Raw genomic sequence first — 16,820 nt, forward strand, 5'->3', positions numbered from 1 at the left:
GCGTCAGGACAGTGGTGGTGTGCTCATCACGGCCAGTGGCGCTCTTCGCTTGCCGTAATCCGTCGGTCATGGATGCATCGCGCGGCGTGTTGCGGCAAACGAACCGGGGGCGACAGCTCACGCGCCCCAGCCGGCCTGTGCGCCGCCGACGCGTTCGGCGGCGATCTGCTGCTGGTAGCCGGATGCCGCATAGGCGGCCATCGGGTCGGCGGGGAGGCCGCGGGACTCCCGCCACTGCGCGAGCGCGGGGCGCACGTCGGTGTAGAAGGCGTCCATGAACACGGCGTTCGCCGCCAGGACGTCGTTGCTCGCCTGCGCGGCATCCAGCGCCTCGCGATCGACCAGCAGCGCCCGCGCCGTCATCTCCTGCACGTTCAGCACGGATCGGATCTGCCCGGGGATCTTGTCCTCGATGTTGTGGCATTGGTCGAGCATGAAGGTGACGTCCGGGTTGTTCAGTCCGCCGCCGCGGATCACCTCGAACAGGATCCGGAACAGCTGGAACGGGTCCGCGGCGCCGACGATGAGGTCGTCATCTGCGTAGAACCGGCTGTTGAAGTCGAACGAGCCGAGCTTCCCGAGCCGCAGCAACTGCATCACGATGAATTCGATGTTGGTCCCCGGGGCGTGGTGACCGGTGTCCAGGCACACCATCGCCTTGTCGCCGAGTGAGGCGACCTGGGCGTACGAGGTTCCCCAGTCAGGAACGTCCGTGTGATAGAACGCCGGCTCGAAGAATTTGTACTCGAGGACGAGTCGCTGCTCGTCGCCGAGGCGCGCATAGATCTGCTGCAGGGAGTCCTGAAGGCGGTCCTGGCGTGCCCGCATGTCGTTCTGCCCGGGGTAGTTCGAGCCCTCGGCGAGCCAGATCTTCAGGTCGCGGGATCCGGTCGCGTCCATGATGTCGATGCACGTGAAGTGGTGATCGATCGCCTTCTGGCGGATGCGGTCGTCGTGGTGGGTGAGTGCCCCGAACTTGTAGTCCTCGTCTTGGAACGTGTTGGAGTTGATCGTGCCGAGGGCGACGCCGAGGTCTTCCGCATGGCGGCGTAGGTCGTCGTAGGAGTCGACGGTGTCCCACGGGATGTGCAGGGCGACGCTCGGAGCGAGCGCGGTGTAGCGGTTGACCTGCGCGGCGTCCGCGATCTTCTCGTAGGGATCGCGCGGCGTCCCCGGCGTGCCGAACACCCGGAATCGGGTCCCCGAGTTTCCGAACGCCCACGAGGGCAGCTCGATGCCCTGTGCGTCGAGGATGGAGAGGATCTGGGGTGTCAGGGTGCTCACGACCGGGGGCCTTCCGTGGAGTTGATGGGGGGTGAGGGGCGAGCGGCGCGTAGCTGGTCTTCGAGGTGGAAGACCTCGGGAAGCACCTTGGCGAGCTGATCGGGGCGTCCTGCAAGATCGACGAAGAACTCACTCATGGATGCCTCCCACCGCGCGGCGACCTCGGATGCAGCGAGGTACGCTCTCGCCTTCTCGTCGTCGTCCGTCTCGTAGTAGCCGACAAGCTCACCGCGTTCGCCCAGGAACAGCGAGTAGTTGCGCCGGCCGGCGGCCGCGATCTCGGCCAGCATCTCCGGCCACACCGGAGTGTGACGAGCGATGTACTCGTCGAGCCGCTCGGGCTTGACCTGAAGCTGGAAGCACACGCGCATCATGCTGTCCTTTCGGTGGGTGCCCGGCCGGCGCTTCCGCGCCGGCCGGGCGGCGACCTCAGAAGTCGAAGTCGCCGATGTTGTCTGCGTCGAACACGTACGGGTCGCCGAGCAGTACCGTGCTGTCGGCGCCGACGGTGTAGGTGCCGAGTTCACCTGCCTCGAACGTGTCTCCCTCGGCACCGGTGATTTCACCGGTGATGAGGGCGTATGCCGCCCATGCCGACAGGTAGCCCAGTTCCTCGGGGTTCCAGAGTGCGAACGCCACGACGGTTCCGTCTTCGACGTACTCGCGCATCTGGTTGGGTGTGCCCAGCCCCGTCACGAAGACCTCGCCCTTGTAGTCCGAGGTCTGGATGTAGCGGGCGGCTGCTGCGATACCGACCGTGGTGGGCGAGATGATGCCCTTCAGGTCGGGGTAGGTCTGCAACAGGGCAGCCGTCTTGTCGAACGACGTCTGGTCGTCGTCGTCGCCGTACACGATGTCGACGAGGGTGATGTCGGGGTATGCCTCTGCGAGGTAGGCCTCCATGCCCTCGATCCAGGCGTTCTGGTTCGTGGCGTTCGCCGAGGCCGACAGGATGGCGATCTCACCCGATCCGCCAATCTGCTCGGCGATCAGGTCAACCTGAACCCGCGCGATGCCATCGGCATCCGCCTGGTTCACGAACAGATCGCGGCAGTCTGCGTTCGTGTCGGAGTCGAACGTGACCACCTTGACGCCGGCGTCCCGGGCTTCGTTGAGTGCATCGCAGATCGCCTCGGGGTCGTTGGCCGACACGACCAGAGCACCGACGCCCTGCTGAGTCGCGGTGTTGATGTAGGAAACCTGTGCATCCGGCGTCGCCTCGGCGGGGCCGACTTCGGAGAACGTGCCGCCGAACTCGGCGACGGCGGCAGCACCGCCGACGCTGGACGTGTCGAAGTAGGGGTTTCCGAGGTTCTTGGGAAGGAAGGTGACAGAAAGGTTCTCTCCACCGTCACCACCGTCCCCGGAGTCACCGGACGCGGCGCAACCGCCGAGCGCGAGGGCGGCTGTCACGGCTACTGCCGCTACTGCCGCGATGCGCTTGTGTACAAACGTCATTGTTTTTCCTCTCGTTGGTATGCCGCACGTCGTGCGGCTGCTGTGGGTCAAGGTGCTGTGGAGGCAACGCCTGACCGTTTTCTCCCTCTGCGGGCGCCGAGCGTGCGCACCCACGACAGGAAGCTGGGAGACACCACCGAGAGCACGAGGAGCGCCCCGGTGATGATGTTGATGACATCCGAGGTGATGTTCGCCAGACGCAGGGCGCTGGCGAGCGCACCGATGAGAAGAGCCGCGGCAAGGGGACCGTAGATCTGTCCACGGCCCCCGAAGACCGAGACCCCGCCGAGGACGACGGCAGCGATCACCTGGAGCTCCAGGCCGGTCGCGTTGTCGCCTCGGGCGCTTCCGAATCTCAGGGTGTAGTAGATGCCGGCGAAGGCAGCGACAAGCCCGGAGAGCGCAAAGAGGATGAACTTGGTCCGCTCGACATGGATGCCCGAGAAGCGCGCGGCATCCTTCGACATCCCGATCGCATAGATGCCGCGACCGAACGGAGTCAGGTGCAGGAGGACCGCGAAGACGATGACCAGAAGCAGGATCGGAACGGTCACCAGCGGAATCGAGGTCTCTCCGATTCTCGCCTTCGCGAGATCGGACCAGAAGCCGGGAAAGTCGGTGACCGCGGTCGTTCCGAGCAGACCGACGGCAAGTCCGCGGAACAACGCGAGAGTACCGATCGTGACGGCAAGCGAGGGGAGTCCCACCACGGTGATGAAGAACCCGTTGAAGGCGCCGCCGACAACGCCGACGAGGAGCGCCACAGCCGCTGCGATCTCAAACGGTGCACCCGACTGGATCAAGACCCCCGTGGTGACGCTGGAAAGTCCGACCATGCTGCCCACCGACAGGTCGATCTCGCCGGTGATCATGATCAGGGTCATCGGCAACGCGATCAGTAGGATCGGTGCGATGTCCATGATGAGGTAGGTCAGCGTGATCGGCTGCGCAAACCCTCGAACGGATGCGGCGGAGACCACGGCCACGAGGATCAGGAGTCCGACGATGGCGCTCTCGCGAGTGAGCAGCACTCGCTGCCACATCGGTCGTTGGTAGTCGCGATACACCCGGAGTGCGGATGTGCTGGGAGCGGTGGTCATGAGTTGTCCCTCGCTTCGATGAGTCGACGTTTCTGTCGCACCGCCAGTACTCGGTCAAGCACGATCGCACCGATGATGAGCAGACCGACGACCGCGCGCTGCCAGAAGTCGGGGATGCCGAGGATCGGGAGGGCACGATTGATCGTCATGAGGAGCATCGCGCCGATGGCGGCGCCCCAGAGCGTTCCGACCCCGCCGGTGATCGCGACACCGCCGATCACCGCGGCACCGACGGCGTCGAGCTCCCACCCCGATCCCGCCTGGGAGTTGACCGTCCCGTATCGCGCTGCGTAGAACACGCCGGCGAGCCCGGCGAGCGCGCCCGACAGGATGAACGCCGTGACAACGCGGCGAGTCACCCTCAGGCCGTACAGCTGTGCCGCGGCCGGGTCGGAGCCGATCGCGTAGTACTCCCGACCGCCGCGGGTGTTGCGCATGTACCACGCGGCGGCTGCGAGTACGAGCGCGGCGACGATCGTGAGAACGGGAATAGTGAGGATCTGCGCGGTGCCCAGTGCCAAGAAGTCTCGAGGCATGTCCGACGCGTTCACCCGGTCGCTTCCCGCCCAGGCGACGTTGATCCCCCGGTAGGCGTAGAGAGTGCCGAGCGTGATGACCATCGCGGGAACCTTTGCGAGCGCCACCAGCAGACCGTTCACGGCGCCGAGGAGTGCACCGAAGAGCACGGCAGCGATCACGACCAGCGGGATCGGGATGCCAGGGACGTCGATGAACAGTCGCCCCGTGAGGTAGGCGGTCAGCCCCATCACCGAGCCTACGGAGAGGTCAACGCTGCGGGTGATGATCACAATGGCCTGGCCGACGGCGACCAGGACGAGGATCGAGGGTGTCAGAAGAAGGTCACGCCATCCGTCGGAGCTGAACAGGAACGCCGGGTTCTTGATCGTCGCCGCGGTGATCACGAGCACCAGCGCGAGCAGGATTCCGACCTCGCGGGCCCGTGAAAAGAAGCTGAAGCGTTTGGTCAGAGTGCTCTCGGGGATGGAAACGGTCGTGGTCATGCGTGCATCTCCGATGCGTGCGTGGCGGCGAACATGACGTTCTCCGAGGTCGCCTCTGCTCGCTCGATCTCCGAGGTGATCCGACCCTCGCGCATCACCAGGACGCGATCTGCCATGCCCAGCACCTCGGGCAGTTCGGACGAGATCATGAGGATCGCCATTCCTTGGCGAGCGAGTTCCGAGAGCAGTCGGTGGACTTCCGACTTCGTGCCGACGTCGATTCCCCGGGTGGGTTCGTCGACGATAAGGATCTTCGGGCTCGTCGCGAGCCACTTGGCGAGCACGACCTTCTGCTGATTTCCCCCTGAGAGCGTCGAGGCCACGGTGTCCAGCGCGTAGGTTTTCACCTCGAGTCGGCTTGCCCACTCACGTGCGGCACGGTTCTCGGCAGCGGTTGTGATGAGACCGAAGCGCGCGAGCTGCGACCGAATCGCCATGGTGATATTGCGCGCGACGCCGGTGTCGATCACCAGCCCCTGCTTGCGGCGGTCCTCTGGCACAAGCGCGATGCCCGCTTGCATCGCGGCGACCGGTCGGTTGCGCGGAACGACACGGTCGAGAACCCGCACAGACCCGGCCGAGTATGTGTCCACGCCGAAGATGGCGCGGGCGACCTCGCTCCTGCCTGCCCCGACCAGGCCGGCGAGAGCGACGATCTCTCCCGATCTCACGGTGAACGAGATGTCGTGGAAGACTCCAGGGCTCGTGAGCCCGTCAACGGTCAGGACCGCATCTCCCACGGTGGTCTCGAGTTTCGGGAACAGCTCCGTCACTTCGCGTCCCACCATCTGATGCACGATCTCGTCGACGGAGGTATCGGCGATCGCACTCGTGGAGATGTACGCGCCGTCTCTCATGACTGTCACGGTGTCGCACAGCGAGAACACCTCGTCGAATCGATGGGAGATGAAGATGAGTCCACGGCCCTCATCGCGCAGGCTCCGTGCGATCGAGAAGAGTCGGTCCACCTCGTTGCCGGAGAGTGCCGCCGTGGGCTCATCCATGATGAGCACCTTCGCGTCCAGCGAGACGGCTTTGGCGATCTCGATCACCTGCTGGTCGGCGATCGAGAGACCGTCTGCAGGCCGATCCGGGTCTATGCGAACACCCAACCGCCCGAACAGTCGCTCGACCTCGTGCCGCATCCCCTTGCGATCGATCCGCCCGAGCCGGTTCGTCGGCTGCCGTCCCATGAAGATGTTCTCGGTGACCGACAGGTCGGGAAAGAGCGTCGGTTCCTGGTAGATGACGGCCACTCCCGCGGCCTTCGACTGCGCGGTCGACGTGAAGTTCACCTCCTCGCCCTCGAGGTGAAAGCTGCCGCCGTCGCGCTGGTACAGCCCTGCAACGATCTTGACGAGCGTCGACTTGCCCGCGCCGTTCTCCCCGACCAGGGCATGGATGGAACCTGGCTGCACGGAGATGGTTCCTGACCGGAGGGCAACGACAGCGCCGAAGGACTTCTCGACGTCGCGCAACTCGAGCACGGGGGTGGTCATGAAATGGGCTCCTGAAACCTCGTCATTGAGGACCAGAATGAATCGTTTCAGGCCCTACGAACTGAAACGATATGCTGTCTTCCATCGCGTGTCAACGTAAGATACGAAGATGCAACGTGGGCGCCGTGATGCGTTTCACCCTGCGAGGGTGTGACAGAGGGGTCATCATGGGTGTGAGCGTTCGCGATGTCGCGATGGCGGCAGGTGTCTCGGTTGGCACCGTCTCGAACGTGCTCAATCGCCCGGATCGAGTCTCTCCCGCGACAGTCACCCGAGTTCGCGAGGTCATCGATCGACTCGGGTTCGTCCGCAACGATGCTGCGCGTCAACTGAGGGCCGGGAGCAGTCGCACGATTGGCCTCATCGTCCTCGACCTCAGGAACCCCTTCTTCACCGACGTCGCTCGCGGGGCCGAGGATGCTGCGAGTGAGCTTGCGCTGTCGGTTCTCGTCGCCAACAGCGACGAGAACACGACACGTGAGGAGACCTACTTAGAACTGTTCGAGCAGCAGCGTGTGGCCGGAGTGCTCGTGACCCCCGTTGGTGAGAACATGCCGCGGATTGCGAAGTTGCGCGATCGCGGGATTCCGGTGGTGCTGGTGGATCGGCAATCGTCCGATCCGACGTTCCCGTCGGTCGCTGTCGACGACATCGTCGGCGGCCGGCTCGCCGCCGAGCATCTGCTCTCTCTGGGGCGGCGGCACCTTGCCTTTGTTGGCGGCCCACTCGGCATACAACAGGTCGCGGATCGGCTCGAAGGAGCGCGCCAGGCGATCGCTGCGGTCGCGTCTGCGCGCATCGAGATGGTCGGAACCGACGCGCTCACGGTTGTCGAGGGGCGACGCGCCGGAGCCCGCCTGGCAGCACGGCTACCGGGGGATCGCCCGGATGCGCTCTTCGCCGCCAACGACCTGGTTGCTCTGGGTCTGCTGCAGAGTCTTGTGATGACGCGCGATCTGCGCGTGCCCGAAGACGTTGCGTTGATCGGCTACGACGACATCGACTTCGCTTCGGCCGCTGTCATTCCGCTCTCATCCGTGCGCCAGCCGGCACACCTCATCGGAGCAACCGCGGTGGATCTGCTGCTGAATACCTCGCGAGGCGAACTGCCGCCGCAGTCGCACGTCGTGTTCCAGCCCGAACTCGTACTCCGAGGCACCGCATAGCACGCCACGCTTCGCGCGGGTCGCTCGTTCCAGAACGGGTCGCCGTAAGGCGGGACTTTGAGCTGCTCGCCGATCAGGCTACCGGTCGTGTTGCGGCCGAGCAGCGCCGGCCCGAGCACGCCGCGCGCGGCATCGCCGGCGGCGGGGCAGGGGCGCCGGCTCGTGTTGCGGTCCGCCTGGCCGACGCGGAGTGGGAGGATATGTCGCCTCGTGGGGAACCATCTCGTCGAAGGATCAGCCCTCGCGACGGCGATCATCAAGATCGTCGGTATCGCCGTGCTCGCCATCGCCGGACTTGTCGCCGCGGCGCTGTCGGGCACGCGTGTGGTGCCGAATACCGGGAGCGATTCGCCGCCGGTTCTCGGGCTGCTGGCCTCGGCCGCCCTCTGTGTCGTCGCGTACAAGGGCTCCACGCGGCGATTCTCGTCGCCCAGGTCGTCACGGTCCGGCTGCGCGACCGGCGCTCAGAGGGCTGAGACACCGGCCGCCTCCCCTAACGTGGGCGGCATGAGCATGTCAGCCGCCCTTCGCACAGCACAGCGCTCGTCGTTGCTTCAGGTTGCCAAGTCCGCCATCGCCACGGTACTGGCATGGTTTCTCGCGGGCTGGCTGATTCCGGGCCCGCCGCCGGTCTTTGCGGCGATCGCCGCACTCCTCGTGGTGCAACCCAGCCTCAACCAGTCCTTCGGGAAGGCACTCGAACGAAGCGTCGGAGTCATCGTCGGAGTACTCGTTGCGTCAGCGCTCGGCCTGCTGCTCGGTGATTCGGTCTGGGTCGTTGCGGCGGCCGTGGGCATCGCGCTCGTGCTTGCCTGGGCGCTCCGGATGACCCCCGGGACGGGCAACCAGGTCGCCGTGAGCGCGCTGCTGGTCCTGGCGCTGGGCGCTGCCACACCCGACTACGCCCTCGACCGCGTTCTCGAGACGCTGATCGGCGCCGTGATCGGGTTCGCCATCAACGTCCTGGTCGTTCCGCCGCTCTCCGTCGAGCCCGCGCAGCGGGCGGTGCGGGCCCTTGCCGACGAGCTGGCGGATGCCCTGGACCGGCTCGCGGGTGCTCTCGGAGAACGCCATTCTCCGGCGCAGCTCGATGCGCTGCTGCAACAGGCGCGGGGAATGCGGACATCGCGGGACGCGGCTGCAGCTGCGATCGCGTCGGCGCGCGATTCGCTGACACTCAATCCCCGCGCCCCGCGGCACCGCGCCGAGTTGGCGGTACTCGAGCGGTCAGTGGCCACCCTCACCCCGATCGTGACGCAAGCGGTCGGGATGACACGTGCGTTTCACGAGCGATACGACGAGTCGCTGCGCAGCGAGCCGGCGATCGCAGCCATCGCCGAGCAGCTGTCGCGGGCGGCGCATGATGTGCGCTTCGCCCCGGGGCGGGATGCGGCGACGGCCCCCGACAGTGCGGGCCTCGAACCGGCAGCGCTCACCAGGCCGCTCGCCCTGGTCACCCCGTCATCGGATCACTGGATTCTCGTCGGCTCGATGATGGTGGACCTTCTTCGCATCCACCATTCGCTGGTCGAGGAGAACTGAGGAGTCATCAATCGTGAGATCGCCGTCTGAGGATCTGATGCATTCAGTAACGCTGAAGGTTTGCTAGCATCGCGTCATGCTGGTCGCAGCGATCGTCCTCATCACGCTCGCCCTCGTCTTCTACTCGATAGGCGTCTGGGTAGAGCGGGTGCAACGAACCCTGACGTGGTGACATGGCGCGTTCTTCGCGTTGGGCCTTGCCGCCGATACGACGGGAACGCTCCTCATGTCCCAGATCGCCTCAGACCGCCGGGCGGACGGCGTGGAGGCCGGCGCCCTCGATCAGATGATGGCGATCACGGGGCTCGCCGCCATCATCCTCATGGCGATCCACCTGGCGTGGGCGGTGGTCGTGTTGATTCGAGGTCGCGCCAACGAGAAGGCCGTCTTCCACCGCTTCAGCATCGTGGTGTGGACGATCTGGCTGGTGCCCTATGTCCTCGGCGCGGCCGGTGCGATGATCGGCGGCTCCGCGTCCTGACGCCGACGCATCCGCCGTTCGGTGGCGCCGTGACGCGAGTCGAGCCGTCACGGACGCGCAGCACGGCGCGACCGAACGGTGTGAACCCGCGGAGGGGCGAAATTGTGCCCCAGCCGGGACGAGGTCAGGAGATCGTGACGGCGGTGCCGTAGGCACACACCTCGACCCCACCACTGTCGCCGTAGTCGTTTGTCTCGAACCGGAACGCGACGACGGCGTTGGCCCCCTTCGCCTCGGCTTCTGCCGACAACCGCGAGAGGGCCTCGATGCGCGTCTCGTGGAGCAGTTCCGTGATGCCCTTGAGCTCGCCGCCGGCGAGGGCCTTGAACGATGCGCCGATATTGGCGCCGATGTGGCGGGAACGCACGGTGAGCCCGAAGACTTCCCCATGGACTGCGGAGATGGTGCGACCGGGGACGTCATTGGTGGTGACGATGAGCATGCCGCCAGTCTGCCAGCGGGGTGCTTCCGGCGGAAGCGCCGGCCCACAGCGGCGCTTCTACCGCTGCTCATCGTCCGCGGGCACGGCCCGCACGAATGTCTCCACTTCGTCGGCGGGCATGTCTATCCCGGCCTGGCAGAGGCGCTCTTGCAGGACTTCGCGGAGGCGGCGTCTGCTCGCGTGTGGGTGATCCATCCGCGTCTGCGCGAGCATCCCCCAGACGGTCTGATGGGTGGGGTTCGACATGGCGAGTTCCGTTCCGTGCGGTCCGGACCCACCTTCGCTACGCGCAGGTGTGGGCGCCACCCGGTTGACAGATCGCCCTTGAGGCGATCCACGGCGCGTCGCCACCGCTGACGACGGTCAGGCAACCGATGCGGCGGCTCGGGGCCGCGGCAATGTCGCTCCCGACGACCCTCATGTACGGTGAGGAACCGCCCGAGCGTCATGTGCGACTGGCCACGCAACTCATTCCGCGGGCGACGACAGCTCCGCCGAGATCGTCAGGAAAGCGGTAGCACGAGCAGCACGGCGATCCCGAGTGCACCGACGAGCGCCGCGAACACGGCGAGGGTCAGCAAGAGTGCGCCGTCGGGAATCATGCGGTGGTCTCGTGCAGTGACCGTTGCGTGCGACACGCGTACGTAGCGGCGGCGCGACCACTGCCACAGGACGACGGCGAAGACCACCCCGGTGATGCCGGGGAGGATCCACCATTCGCTGCCGAGAGCTGTCGGAAGCAGCCGCATCGCGACGACGGATCCGACCGCGATGCTCAGCGCGGTCCGCCGCCACGCCAGTTCGGTGCGCTCGGGCTGCAGGCCCGGGTCGTACAGGTCATCGCCCACGCGGGTGCAGTCTCAGGCGAAGACGATGGCGAGCAAGATGAGCGCAGCCGACACGGTGACCGCGGCGCCGGTCACCGCGCCCAGAAGCGACCCCGGCAGCGGGGTGCTCAGCCGCAGCGCGCGCTCGCTGCGCTGCCAGCCGAGCCACGCCAACGCGGGGGTGATCATGCCCATGACGGTCAGCCCAAGGCTCGCCGCCAGCCGCAGGCCGGGGTGAAGTGCAAGACCGAGCACCTCGAGAGCCACACCGCCGGCGATCAGTGCCAGAGCGGTGCGGATCCAGGCGAGGAACGTGCGTTCGTTCGCCAGTGTGAATCGGACGTCCGGCTCCGAGCCATGTCGGTAGACGGACTGCGGAAACCGCGCCTTCGTCGGCCCTCCCTGCTCGCTGACGAGTCACACCCTAGCGCGACCCACCCCGCTCACTCGGGCAGTCGCGTGCGCTCAGGTGGTCAGCGCGGAGCGAAGATCCTCGATGGCCTCACACCAGCCCGGATCCCCGGCCCCCGCCCACTCGGTAGCCAGCTCGCTGCCCTCGCCGCACGCCGCGGTCAGTGCGGCGATCGCGAGGGCCACCGTGTCGAGCGTCGGTCGCCCGGCGCGCACGATGAAGGACTCGACCTCCTCGGTGTATGCATCCCGCTGCGTCGCGTGTCCGAGACCGTGCGCGACCACCTCGGCTGCGGCGACGGCGATGATCGCCGTGTCGCGTTCGACGTCCTCGACGTCCTCGAGCGCGTCCGCCAGGGCGTCGTCGACGACTCCCCAGTCCGACTCGTCCTCGAGCTCCCATGCCCAGTCGGCCGCGACATCGTTGCCGAACGGCTCAACGCTCCATGCACCCATGGCCCACACGGTATATGTCGCGGATGAACGGTTCACGCTCCTCGGGTGGCCCCGGTGTGACTCCCCGGCAAAACCTCTTCATGCGCCGCTATGCGCTCCGACGCGCGTACTCGGGTCGGGGTCAGGGGGTGGGTGCGCCGGTGGATTCGACCGGCTCGATATCGGCGATCGGAAGAGTGATCTGCGCGCAGGTTCCGACGGGCTCGGCCCGCGCGAGCTCGATCCTGCCGTCCATCGACGACAACAGCTCCTTGACGATAGCGAGTCCGAGACCGGTCCCCGGCACCCCGCGGCTCGTGCTCGAGGAGCTGCGATAGAACCGATCGAAGATGTGGGTCAGGTCCTCGTCGGCGATTCCCTCGCCCTCATCCGAGATCGTGACGACCACCTGGTGGTCGGTGCGGTAGGCAACGACAGAGATCGTGCCGCGATCGGGCGAGAACTTGATCGCGTTGGTGAGGATGTTGGTGAAAACGCGCGTGAGATCGATCTCGCGACCGTGAACGGGCAGATCCGGCTCGATCTCGGCGGCGACCCGAAGGTGGCGTTGCTGGATGCTGTGCTTCGCGTCTTCGATGCTGCGCTGCAGCGCCAGCCCGGCATCGGTGACGGGCAGAGCGTCAGCTGCGGCCGGTCCGCGGCTGAGCTTTGACACCAGCAGAACGTCGTCGATCACCCCGCGTAGCCGCGTCGCGTTGCGAAGGATGACCTCCACCTGCTCGCGGACGTTCGGGTCGTCGGTCGTGTCGCTGAGTTCCTCAGCGAATCCCAGGATCGAGGTGATCGGGGTCCGCAGCTCGTGCGTGACGCTCGCGACGAAGTCGACTTTTTGCTGGGTGAGGGCTTGGAACGTCCTGCTCACCTGGCGTTCGCGCTCCAGCCGCCACTCCATTTCTCGCTCGGCTTCTCGGAGCGGCCGCAGATCCTGGACCGATACCAGGAGTACGCGGTTCAGGCCGGAGCGGTTGACGGCGTCAATCGTGATCGTGGCTGGCGGGTTTCCGGGTGCCACGTCCTCCCAATCGACGGTCACCGACACGTCGTATGTCGCCTCGGCCAGCGACGGTCGCAGGAGTGCGTCCTCGCGAAGTCGCCAGCGTCCCGTATCCGAGCGCTCGAACTCGCTGCGCAGCATCACGACCGCGGAAGCGTTGACTTCGAGAACGGAGTACTTGCCGGGGCCGTCCTCTTGGAGGATGGCGAACCCGCTCTTGGACTGCCGGAATGCGTCATGCAAGAGATGCGATACCGCCATCTGCCGGCTCTCCAGTGCCCGTCTGTCGTTCTGCGATGCCGAGATCGCGAGAGTCGTCGCGCCGAAACAGATCGTGAAGACCTGGAGTGCTGTTGCGGTAGGAAGTTCCGAGCCGGCAGCCGCGTACGCTCCGCCACCGATGACGGTGAGTCCCGAGGCGGTGCCGACGACCGCGAGCAGCTGCACGGCGACGAAGAACATCGGCTCGGCGACCGCGGCCCATGCCATGAGCGGCATGGCGAGGATCGGAACCGCGACCGGTGTGCCGGGGAAGAACGCGATCACCGTGGCGGCGAGCATCGCGACGGTGAGCACGACGCTGCGCCACCAGCGCACCGACGCTGCGCGGGGGATCGCGATGAGTCCCAACGGGGCGATGAGGACCATCGCAGACAGGTGCGACGCGCCGATCGTCCAGAAGGCATCCACGAAGTCGCCGCCGCTGAACTCCCGGGCAACTCCCACGAGTGCTCCGACGATTGCCGCGCCGCTGATCGCCCCGATTGCGAAACGACCGACGTCCATCAGGGTTGTCAGCCGGGGTCGATCCTGTTCCCGCGAGACCGCTGTCGCAACCAACCACGCCTCGACCGCGACGCCGAGGGACCCCAGGATCACCACCAAGAGGGGGCGGTCGGCGACTGCCGATCCCAGGCCCGACGCCAGGCCCACCGCGATTGCGGTCAACCACCGCCAGCGGAGCGGGGATGCCGCCGCCGCGATGGCCCCCACAGCCGCCGTTGGCCACCACCACGCCAGACTCATCTCGCCGCGCTGCTCGAGCGCGAAGATGACGGCCAGCGCCCCGCCGAGTGTGACCAGCCCGGCGACGAAGACGGCTCGCCATAGTGGCGCGGCCTGACCGATTGTCGCCGCAACGCTTGGCCGCGTCATGCCCGATCCCTTCTGACCTGCCCACCCCTTCGGACTAGCATGGCTCACAGCAGGGGCTTTCGCAGGCCTGAAGCAGACTTTTGCCGAAGGGAGGGTCGCGTGGCGCGCATCATCGTCATCGATGACGACGCGGACATCGTCCGGCTCGTCGCGATCCGTCTCGCTCGTGCTGGCCACGATGTTGACGAATACTACGACGGCACCTCCGGACTCGGGGCGATCCAATCGTCGAAGCCGGACCTTGCCGTTGTCGACTGGATGATGCCGGGTCTCGACGGCATCGGCGTCGCGCAGGCGGTGCGGGCGGATGCCGCACTCGCCGCGATGCCCCTGCTGCTGCTCACGGCCCGCTCAGACCCCGCCGAACACGATTACGCGTGCGCGCAAGGTTTCTCTGCTGTCGTGACCAAACCCTTCACGAAGGCGGAGTTGCTGAGCGCGGTCAGCGCGCTTCTTCCAGAGGACCAGGCCGCTCCGGAAGCCGGCTGAGCGGATCTGCCAGCAGGCCAGCGAACGCCGCCTCGGCGGCGCCGATCAGGAGCCTGTCATCGGCCAGGACCGCGGCGCGGATGTCGACGTCCTCGGCGTTCGCGGGCATCGACTGCGCGCGTACGAGATCGGTGAGCTGATCCGTGGCCCCCTCCGTGAGCATCGCGAGGAAGCCGCCGAGCACGATCGCGCGAGGGTTCAGGACGTTGACGGCGTTCGCCAGTGCTGTCGCGAGAATCCGTCGTTGCCTGTCGGTCTCGGCGGCGACGCTGGGGTCATCGGATGTCGACAGCACAGCAGCCAACGTCGGGTCGTCGGCGCTCGTCAGGCCGACTGCCCGCAGAAGCCGTGAGCGGCTGACTTCGTCCTCGAGGACGCCCTCGGGAGCTTGCTGATCGGCCGTGCTGGCGATGCCGGGACGGTTCTGACCGAACTCACCGGCGTAGCCGGAAACCCCTCGCACCGGCATCCCGTGAACGATCAGACCGCCACCGATGCCGCTGGCGCCACCGTTGAGATAGACGACGTGGTCGAGTCCCCGCGCCGCGCCGTAGAGGTGCTCGGCGACGGCTCCGAGGGTCGCGTCGTTGTCGACGGCCGTGGGCAGCCCGGTCGCGTCGGCGACGAGTTCCCGGATCGGTGCATCGTGCCATTCGAGGTGGGGGGCGGTGCGCACCAGGCCGTCCCGCGCGCGGACGAGCCCGGGAACCGCGATCCCGATGCCGACGATGCGGCGCCCTGCGAGTGCGGTCTCCTGCCACGCAGCGACCGTGTCGGCCACGAGAGCCGCAGTCTCGCCGGGAGTGACGAGTTCGGTGCGCTCGATCCGGAGCCGGGCGGCGATCGATTGGTCGAGGGCTACCGCCGCGATCGTCACGGCATCCACCTCGGGGTTCACGGCGATCGCGACGATCCGGGGATCGGCGGCGACGATCGGCGACGGGCGGCCGACGCGCCGCGAGGGATCGGGGGCGGTCTCTGTTACGAGGCCCGCCGTGCACAGTTCGGCAACGAGATCGGCGATCGTCGAACGGTTGAGTCCCGTCGCGAGGGTCAGAGCTGCCCGCGACCGAGGGCCTTCGAGGTGGACCTGCCCGAGAATGCGAGCGAGATTGCGGGCCCTGACGCTGTCGGTTCCCGGCTCGAGCATGCGTTCACTGTAGGGGATAGCGGAGGCATCCGTCGTGGTATAGGTTGTTGCTCGCAACAATTATCCGCGTGCCTCGTGCAAAGGAGCAGTCATGCCCACCCCCACTCCCGCCGACAAGTTCTCCTTCGGCCTCTGGACCATCGGCTACAACGGGGCAGATCCGTTCGGTGGACCCACCCGGCCAGCGCTTGACGTCGTCCACGCCGTCGAGAAGCTCGCCGAGCTCGGCGCCTACGGCCTCACTTTCCACGACGACGACCTGTTCGCCTTCGGATCGACGGATGCCGAACGTCAGACTCAGATCGACCGCCTCAAGGGCGCCCTAGCCGACACCGGCCTCATCATCCCGATGGTGACGACCAACCTGTTCTCGGCCCCCGTCTTCAAGGACGGCGGATTCACCTCCAACGACCGGCAGGTGCGCCGCTTCGCCCTGCGCAAGGTGCTGCGCAACCTCGACCTCGCGGCCGAGCTCGGCGCCAAGACCTTCGTCATGTGGGGCGGGCGTGAAGGCGCCGAGTACGACGCCGCCAAAGACATCCGCGCCGCCCTCGAGCGCTACCGCGAGGCAGTCAACCTGCTCGGTGACTACGTGACCGACAAGGGTTACGACATCCGCTTCGCTATCGAGCCCAAGCCCAACGAGCCCCGCGGTGACATCCTGCTGCCGACCGTCGGTCACGCCCTCGCATTCATCGAGTCGCTCGAGCGTCCCGAGCTCGTGGGCCTGAACCCTGAGGTCGGTCACGAGCAGATGGCGGGCCTGAACTTCGCCGCCGGAATCGCGCAAGCGCTCTACCACGGCAAGCTCTACCACATCGATCTCAACGGCCAGCGGGGCATCAAGTACGACCAGGACCTCGTCTTCGGTCACGGCGACCTGCACAACGCGTTCGCCCTCGTGGACCTGCTCGAAAACGGCGGCCCGAACGGCGGACCCGCATACGAGGGCCCTCGCCACTTCGACTACAAGCCGAGCCGCACCGAGGACGAGTCCGGCGTGTGGGATTCCGCTGCGGCCAACATGCGCACCTACCTGCTCCTCAAGGAACGGGCGCAGGCCTTCCGCGCCGACCCCGAGGTGCGGGAGGCGCTCGCCGCCTCCCGCGTCCCCGAACTCTCGGTGACCACCCTCGGCGACGGCGAGTCATACGACGACCTGCTCGCTGACCGTTCGGCCTACGAGGATTTCGACCCGTCGCAGTACTTCGGCGGCAAGGGCTTCGGCTTCGTGCGTCTGCAGCAGCTGGCCACCGAGCACCTGATGGGCGCCCGCTAGTCAGTCCAACCGCCGCTTCGGCCCCGACGCCGGTGGTGGCTAACTCCTCAATCCTCGCGGATCGG

General features: G+C 66.7%; 18 protein-coding genes and 1 pseudogene. 6 read left to right on the top strand and 13 right to left on the bottom strand.

Translation table 11 applies throughout. The features are described from left to right. Nucleotides 1-117 precede the first annotated feature (117 nt). From rhaI to B4F19_RS02310, 6 genes are read right to left on the bottom strand one after another with little or no spacing between them, the layout of a single operon-like run. Nucleotides 118-1,284, bottom strand: a complete 1,167-nt coding sequence (gene rhaI / locus B4F19_RS02285; protein ID WP_292732607.1) for an L-rhamnose isomerase — start codon at nucleotides 1,282-1,284, stop codon at nucleotides 118-120. Further along, on the bottom strand, nucleotides 1,281-1,658 hold the full coding sequence (locus tag B4F19_RS02290; RefSeq protein ID WP_292732609.1) for an L-rhamnose mutarotase: 378 nt from the start codon (nucleotides 1,656-1,658) through the stop codon (nucleotides 1,281-1,283). The genes rhaI and B4F19_RS02290 overlap by 4 nt, the downstream gene beginning before the upstream one ends. Nucleotides 1,659-1,713: 55 nt before the next feature. After that, nucleotides 1,714-2,742, bottom strand: a complete 1,029-nt coding sequence (gene rhaS / locus B4F19_RS02295) for a rhamnose ABC transporter substrate-binding protein (protein ID WP_292732610.1) — start codon at nucleotides 2,740-2,742, stop codon at nucleotides 1,714-1,716. Between the two features lie 47 nt (nucleotides 2,743-2,789). After that, nucleotides 2,790-3,842: an ABC transporter permease gene (locus B4F19_RS02300; RefSeq protein WP_292732611.1), complete on the bottom strand. Its 1,053-nt coding sequence runs from the start codon at nucleotides 3,840-3,842 to the stop codon at nucleotides 2,790-2,792. Then, nucleotides 3,839-4,864 (bottom strand): ABC transporter permease, encoded by a 1,026-nt coding sequence (locus tag B4F19_RS02305; protein ID WP_292732613.1) that lies wholly within the window; start codon nucleotides 4,862-4,864, stop codon nucleotides 3,839-3,841. Before B4F19_RS02305 ends, B4F19_RS02300 begins: the two co-directional genes overlap by 4 nt. Continuing rightward, a complete protein-coding gene (locus B4F19_RS02310; protein WP_292732615.1) occupies nucleotides 4,861-6,363 on the bottom strand; it encodes a sugar ABC transporter ATP-binding protein in 1,503 nt (500 codons plus the stop codon). The genes B4F19_RS02305 and B4F19_RS02310 overlap by 4 nt, the downstream gene beginning before the upstream one ends. Nucleotides 6,364-6,530: 167 nt before the next feature. Here B4F19_RS02310 and B4F19_RS02315 point away from each other — a divergent pair, with 167 nt between their 5' ends. The 3 genes and pseudogenes from B4F19_RS02315 to B4F19_RS02325 form a co-directional block, all read left to right on the top strand. Further along, complete coding sequence (locus B4F19_RS02315) at nucleotides 6,531-7,529, top strand: LacI family DNA-binding transcriptional regulator (RefSeq protein WP_292732617.1); 999 nt, start codon at nucleotides 6,531-6,533, stop codon at nucleotides 7,527-7,529. 210 nt (nucleotides 7,530-7,739) lie between these two features. Further along, the gene (locus B4F19_RS02320; RefSeq protein WP_292732619.1) at nucleotides 7,740-9,071 is read left to right on the top strand and encodes an FUSC family protein; all 1,332 of its coding nucleotides are present in this window, start codon (nucleotides 7,740-7,742) and stop codon (nucleotides 9,069-9,071) included. Nucleotides 9,072-9,255: 184 nt separating this feature from the next. Continuing rightward, nucleotides 9,256-9,552, top strand: a pseudogene (locus B4F19_RS02325) (HsmA family protein); the annotation flags it as partial. Nucleotides 9,553-9,676: 124 nt separating this feature from the next. Here B4F19_RS02325 and B4F19_RS02330 read toward each other — a convergent pair. After that, complete coding sequence (locus B4F19_RS02330; protein WP_292732621.1) at nucleotides 9,677-9,994, bottom strand: YbjQ family protein; 318 nt, start codon at nucleotides 9,992-9,994, stop codon at nucleotides 9,677-9,679. Between the two features lie 57 nt (nucleotides 9,995-10,051). Beyond that, a complete protein-coding gene (locus B4F19_RS02335; RefSeq protein ID WP_292732623.1) occupies nucleotides 10,052-10,240 on the bottom strand; it encodes a hypothetical protein in 189 nt (62 codons plus the stop codon). Nucleotides 10,241-10,347: 107 nt separating this feature from the next. Between B4F19_RS02335 and B4F19_RS02340 the strand changes: the two genes are divergently transcribed. Next, entirely contained in the window at nucleotides 10,348-10,512 is a 165-nt protein-coding gene (locus tag B4F19_RS02340) for a substrate-binding domain-containing protein (protein ID WP_292732649.1), read from the top strand. Here the strand turns inward: B4F19_RS02340 and B4F19_RS02345 are convergent. The 4 genes from B4F19_RS02345 to B4F19_RS02360 form a co-directional block, all read right to left on the bottom strand. Next, on the bottom strand, nucleotides 10,498-10,842 hold the full coding sequence (locus B4F19_RS02345; protein ID WP_292732624.1) for a DUF202 domain-containing protein: 345 nt from the start codon (nucleotides 10,840-10,842) through the stop codon (nucleotides 10,498-10,500). The genes B4F19_RS02340 and B4F19_RS02345 overlap by 15 nt on opposite strands. 12 nt (nucleotides 10,843-10,854) lie before the next feature. Further along, nucleotides 10,855-11,151 (bottom strand): YidH family protein, encoded by a 297-nt coding sequence (locus B4F19_RS02350; protein WP_292732651.1) that lies wholly within the window; start codon nucleotides 11,149-11,151, stop codon nucleotides 10,855-10,857. Between the two features lie 135 nt (nucleotides 11,152-11,286). Further along, the gene (locus tag B4F19_RS02355; protein WP_292732626.1) at nucleotides 11,287-11,688 is read right to left on the bottom strand and encodes a DUF4259 domain-containing protein; all 402 of its coding nucleotides are present in this window, start codon (nucleotides 11,686-11,688) and stop codon (nucleotides 11,287-11,289) included. A gap of 121 nt (nucleotides 11,689-11,809) precedes the next feature. Continuing rightward, nucleotides 11,810-13,837, bottom strand: coding sequence for a sensor histidine kinase (locus tag B4F19_RS02360; RefSeq protein ID WP_292732628.1), 2,028 nt, complete (start codon nucleotides 13,835-13,837; stop codon nucleotides 11,810-11,812). Between the two features lie 99 nt (nucleotides 13,838-13,936). Here B4F19_RS02360 and B4F19_RS02365 point away from each other — a divergent pair, with 99 nt between their 5' ends. Next, complete coding sequence (locus B4F19_RS02365) at nucleotides 13,937-14,326, top strand: response regulator transcription factor (protein ID WP_228177393.1); 390 nt, start codon at nucleotides 13,937-13,939, stop codon at nucleotides 14,324-14,326. Here B4F19_RS02365 and B4F19_RS02370 read toward each other — a convergent pair. After that, the gene (locus tag B4F19_RS02370) at nucleotides 14,280-15,476 is read right to left on the bottom strand and encodes an ROK family transcriptional regulator (RefSeq protein WP_292732629.1); all 1,197 of its coding nucleotides are present in this window, start codon (nucleotides 15,474-15,476) and stop codon (nucleotides 14,280-14,282) included. The two genes, B4F19_RS02365 and B4F19_RS02370, sit on opposite strands and share 47 nt — an antisense overlap. A 91-nt stretch (nucleotides 15,477-15,567) precedes the next feature. Between B4F19_RS02370 and xylA the strand changes: the two genes are divergently transcribed. Further along, nucleotides 15,568-16,755: a xylose isomerase gene (xylA, locus tag B4F19_RS02375; protein WP_292732630.1), complete on the top strand. Its 1,188-nt coding sequence runs from the start codon at nucleotides 15,568-15,570 to the stop codon at nucleotides 16,753-16,755. Nucleotides 16,756-16,820 lie beyond the last annotated feature (65 nt).

Origin of the sequence: Microbacterium sp. UBA1097 (assembly GCF_002313585.1) — a bacterium.
Lineage (GTDB): Bacteria > Actinomycetota > Actinomycetes > Actinomycetales > Microbacteriaceae > Microbacterium.

Bases quoted from the DNA above. Each gene is read 5' to 3' on its own strand.
- B4F19_RS02290 (WP_292732609.1), bottom strand. From the start codon at position 1,658: ATGATGCGCGTGTGCTTCCAGCTTCAGGTCAAGCCCGAGCGGCTCGAC.
- rhaS (WP_292732610.1), bottom strand. From the start codon at position 2,742: ATGACGTTTGTACACAAGCGCATCGCGGCAGTAGCGGCAGTAGCCGTG.
- B4F19_RS02300 (WP_292732611.1), bottom strand. From the start codon at position 3,842: ATGACCACCGCTCCCAGCACATCCGCACTCCGGGTGTATCGCGACTAC.
- B4F19_RS02305 (WP_292732613.1), bottom strand. From the start codon at position 4,864: ATGACCACGACCGTTTCCATCCCCGAGAGCACTCTGACCAAACGCTTC.
- B4F19_RS02310 (WP_292732615.1), bottom strand. From the start codon at position 6,363: ATGACCACCCCCGTGCTCGAGTTGCGCGACGTCGAGAAGTCCTTCGGC.
- B4F19_RS02315 (WP_292732617.1), top strand. From the start codon at position 6,531: ATGGGTGTGAGCGTTCGCGATGTCGCGATGGCGGCAGGTGTCTCGGTT.
- B4F19_RS02330 (WP_292732621.1), bottom strand. From the start codon at position 9,994: ATGCTCATCGTCACCACCAATGACGTCCCCGGTCGCACCATCTCCGCA.
- B4F19_RS02335 (WP_292732623.1), bottom strand. From the start codon at position 10,240: ATGTCGAACCCCACCCATCAGACCGTCTGGGGGATGCTCGCGCAGACG.
- B4F19_RS02355 (WP_292732626.1), bottom strand. From the start codon at position 11,688: ATGGGTGCATGGAGCGTTGAGCCGTTCGGCAACGATGTCGCGGCCGAC.
- B4F19_RS02360 (WP_292732628.1), bottom strand. From the start codon at position 13,837: ATGACGCGGCCAAGCGTTGCGGCGACAATCGGTCAGGCCGCGCCACTA.
- B4F19_RS02370 (WP_292732629.1), bottom strand. From the start codon at position 15,476: ATGCTCGAGCCGGGAACCGACAGCGTCAGGGCCCGCAATCTCGCTCGC.
- xylA (WP_292732630.1), top strand. From the start codon at position 15,568: ATGCCCACCCCCACTCCCGCCGACAAGTTCTCCTTCGGCCTCTGGACC.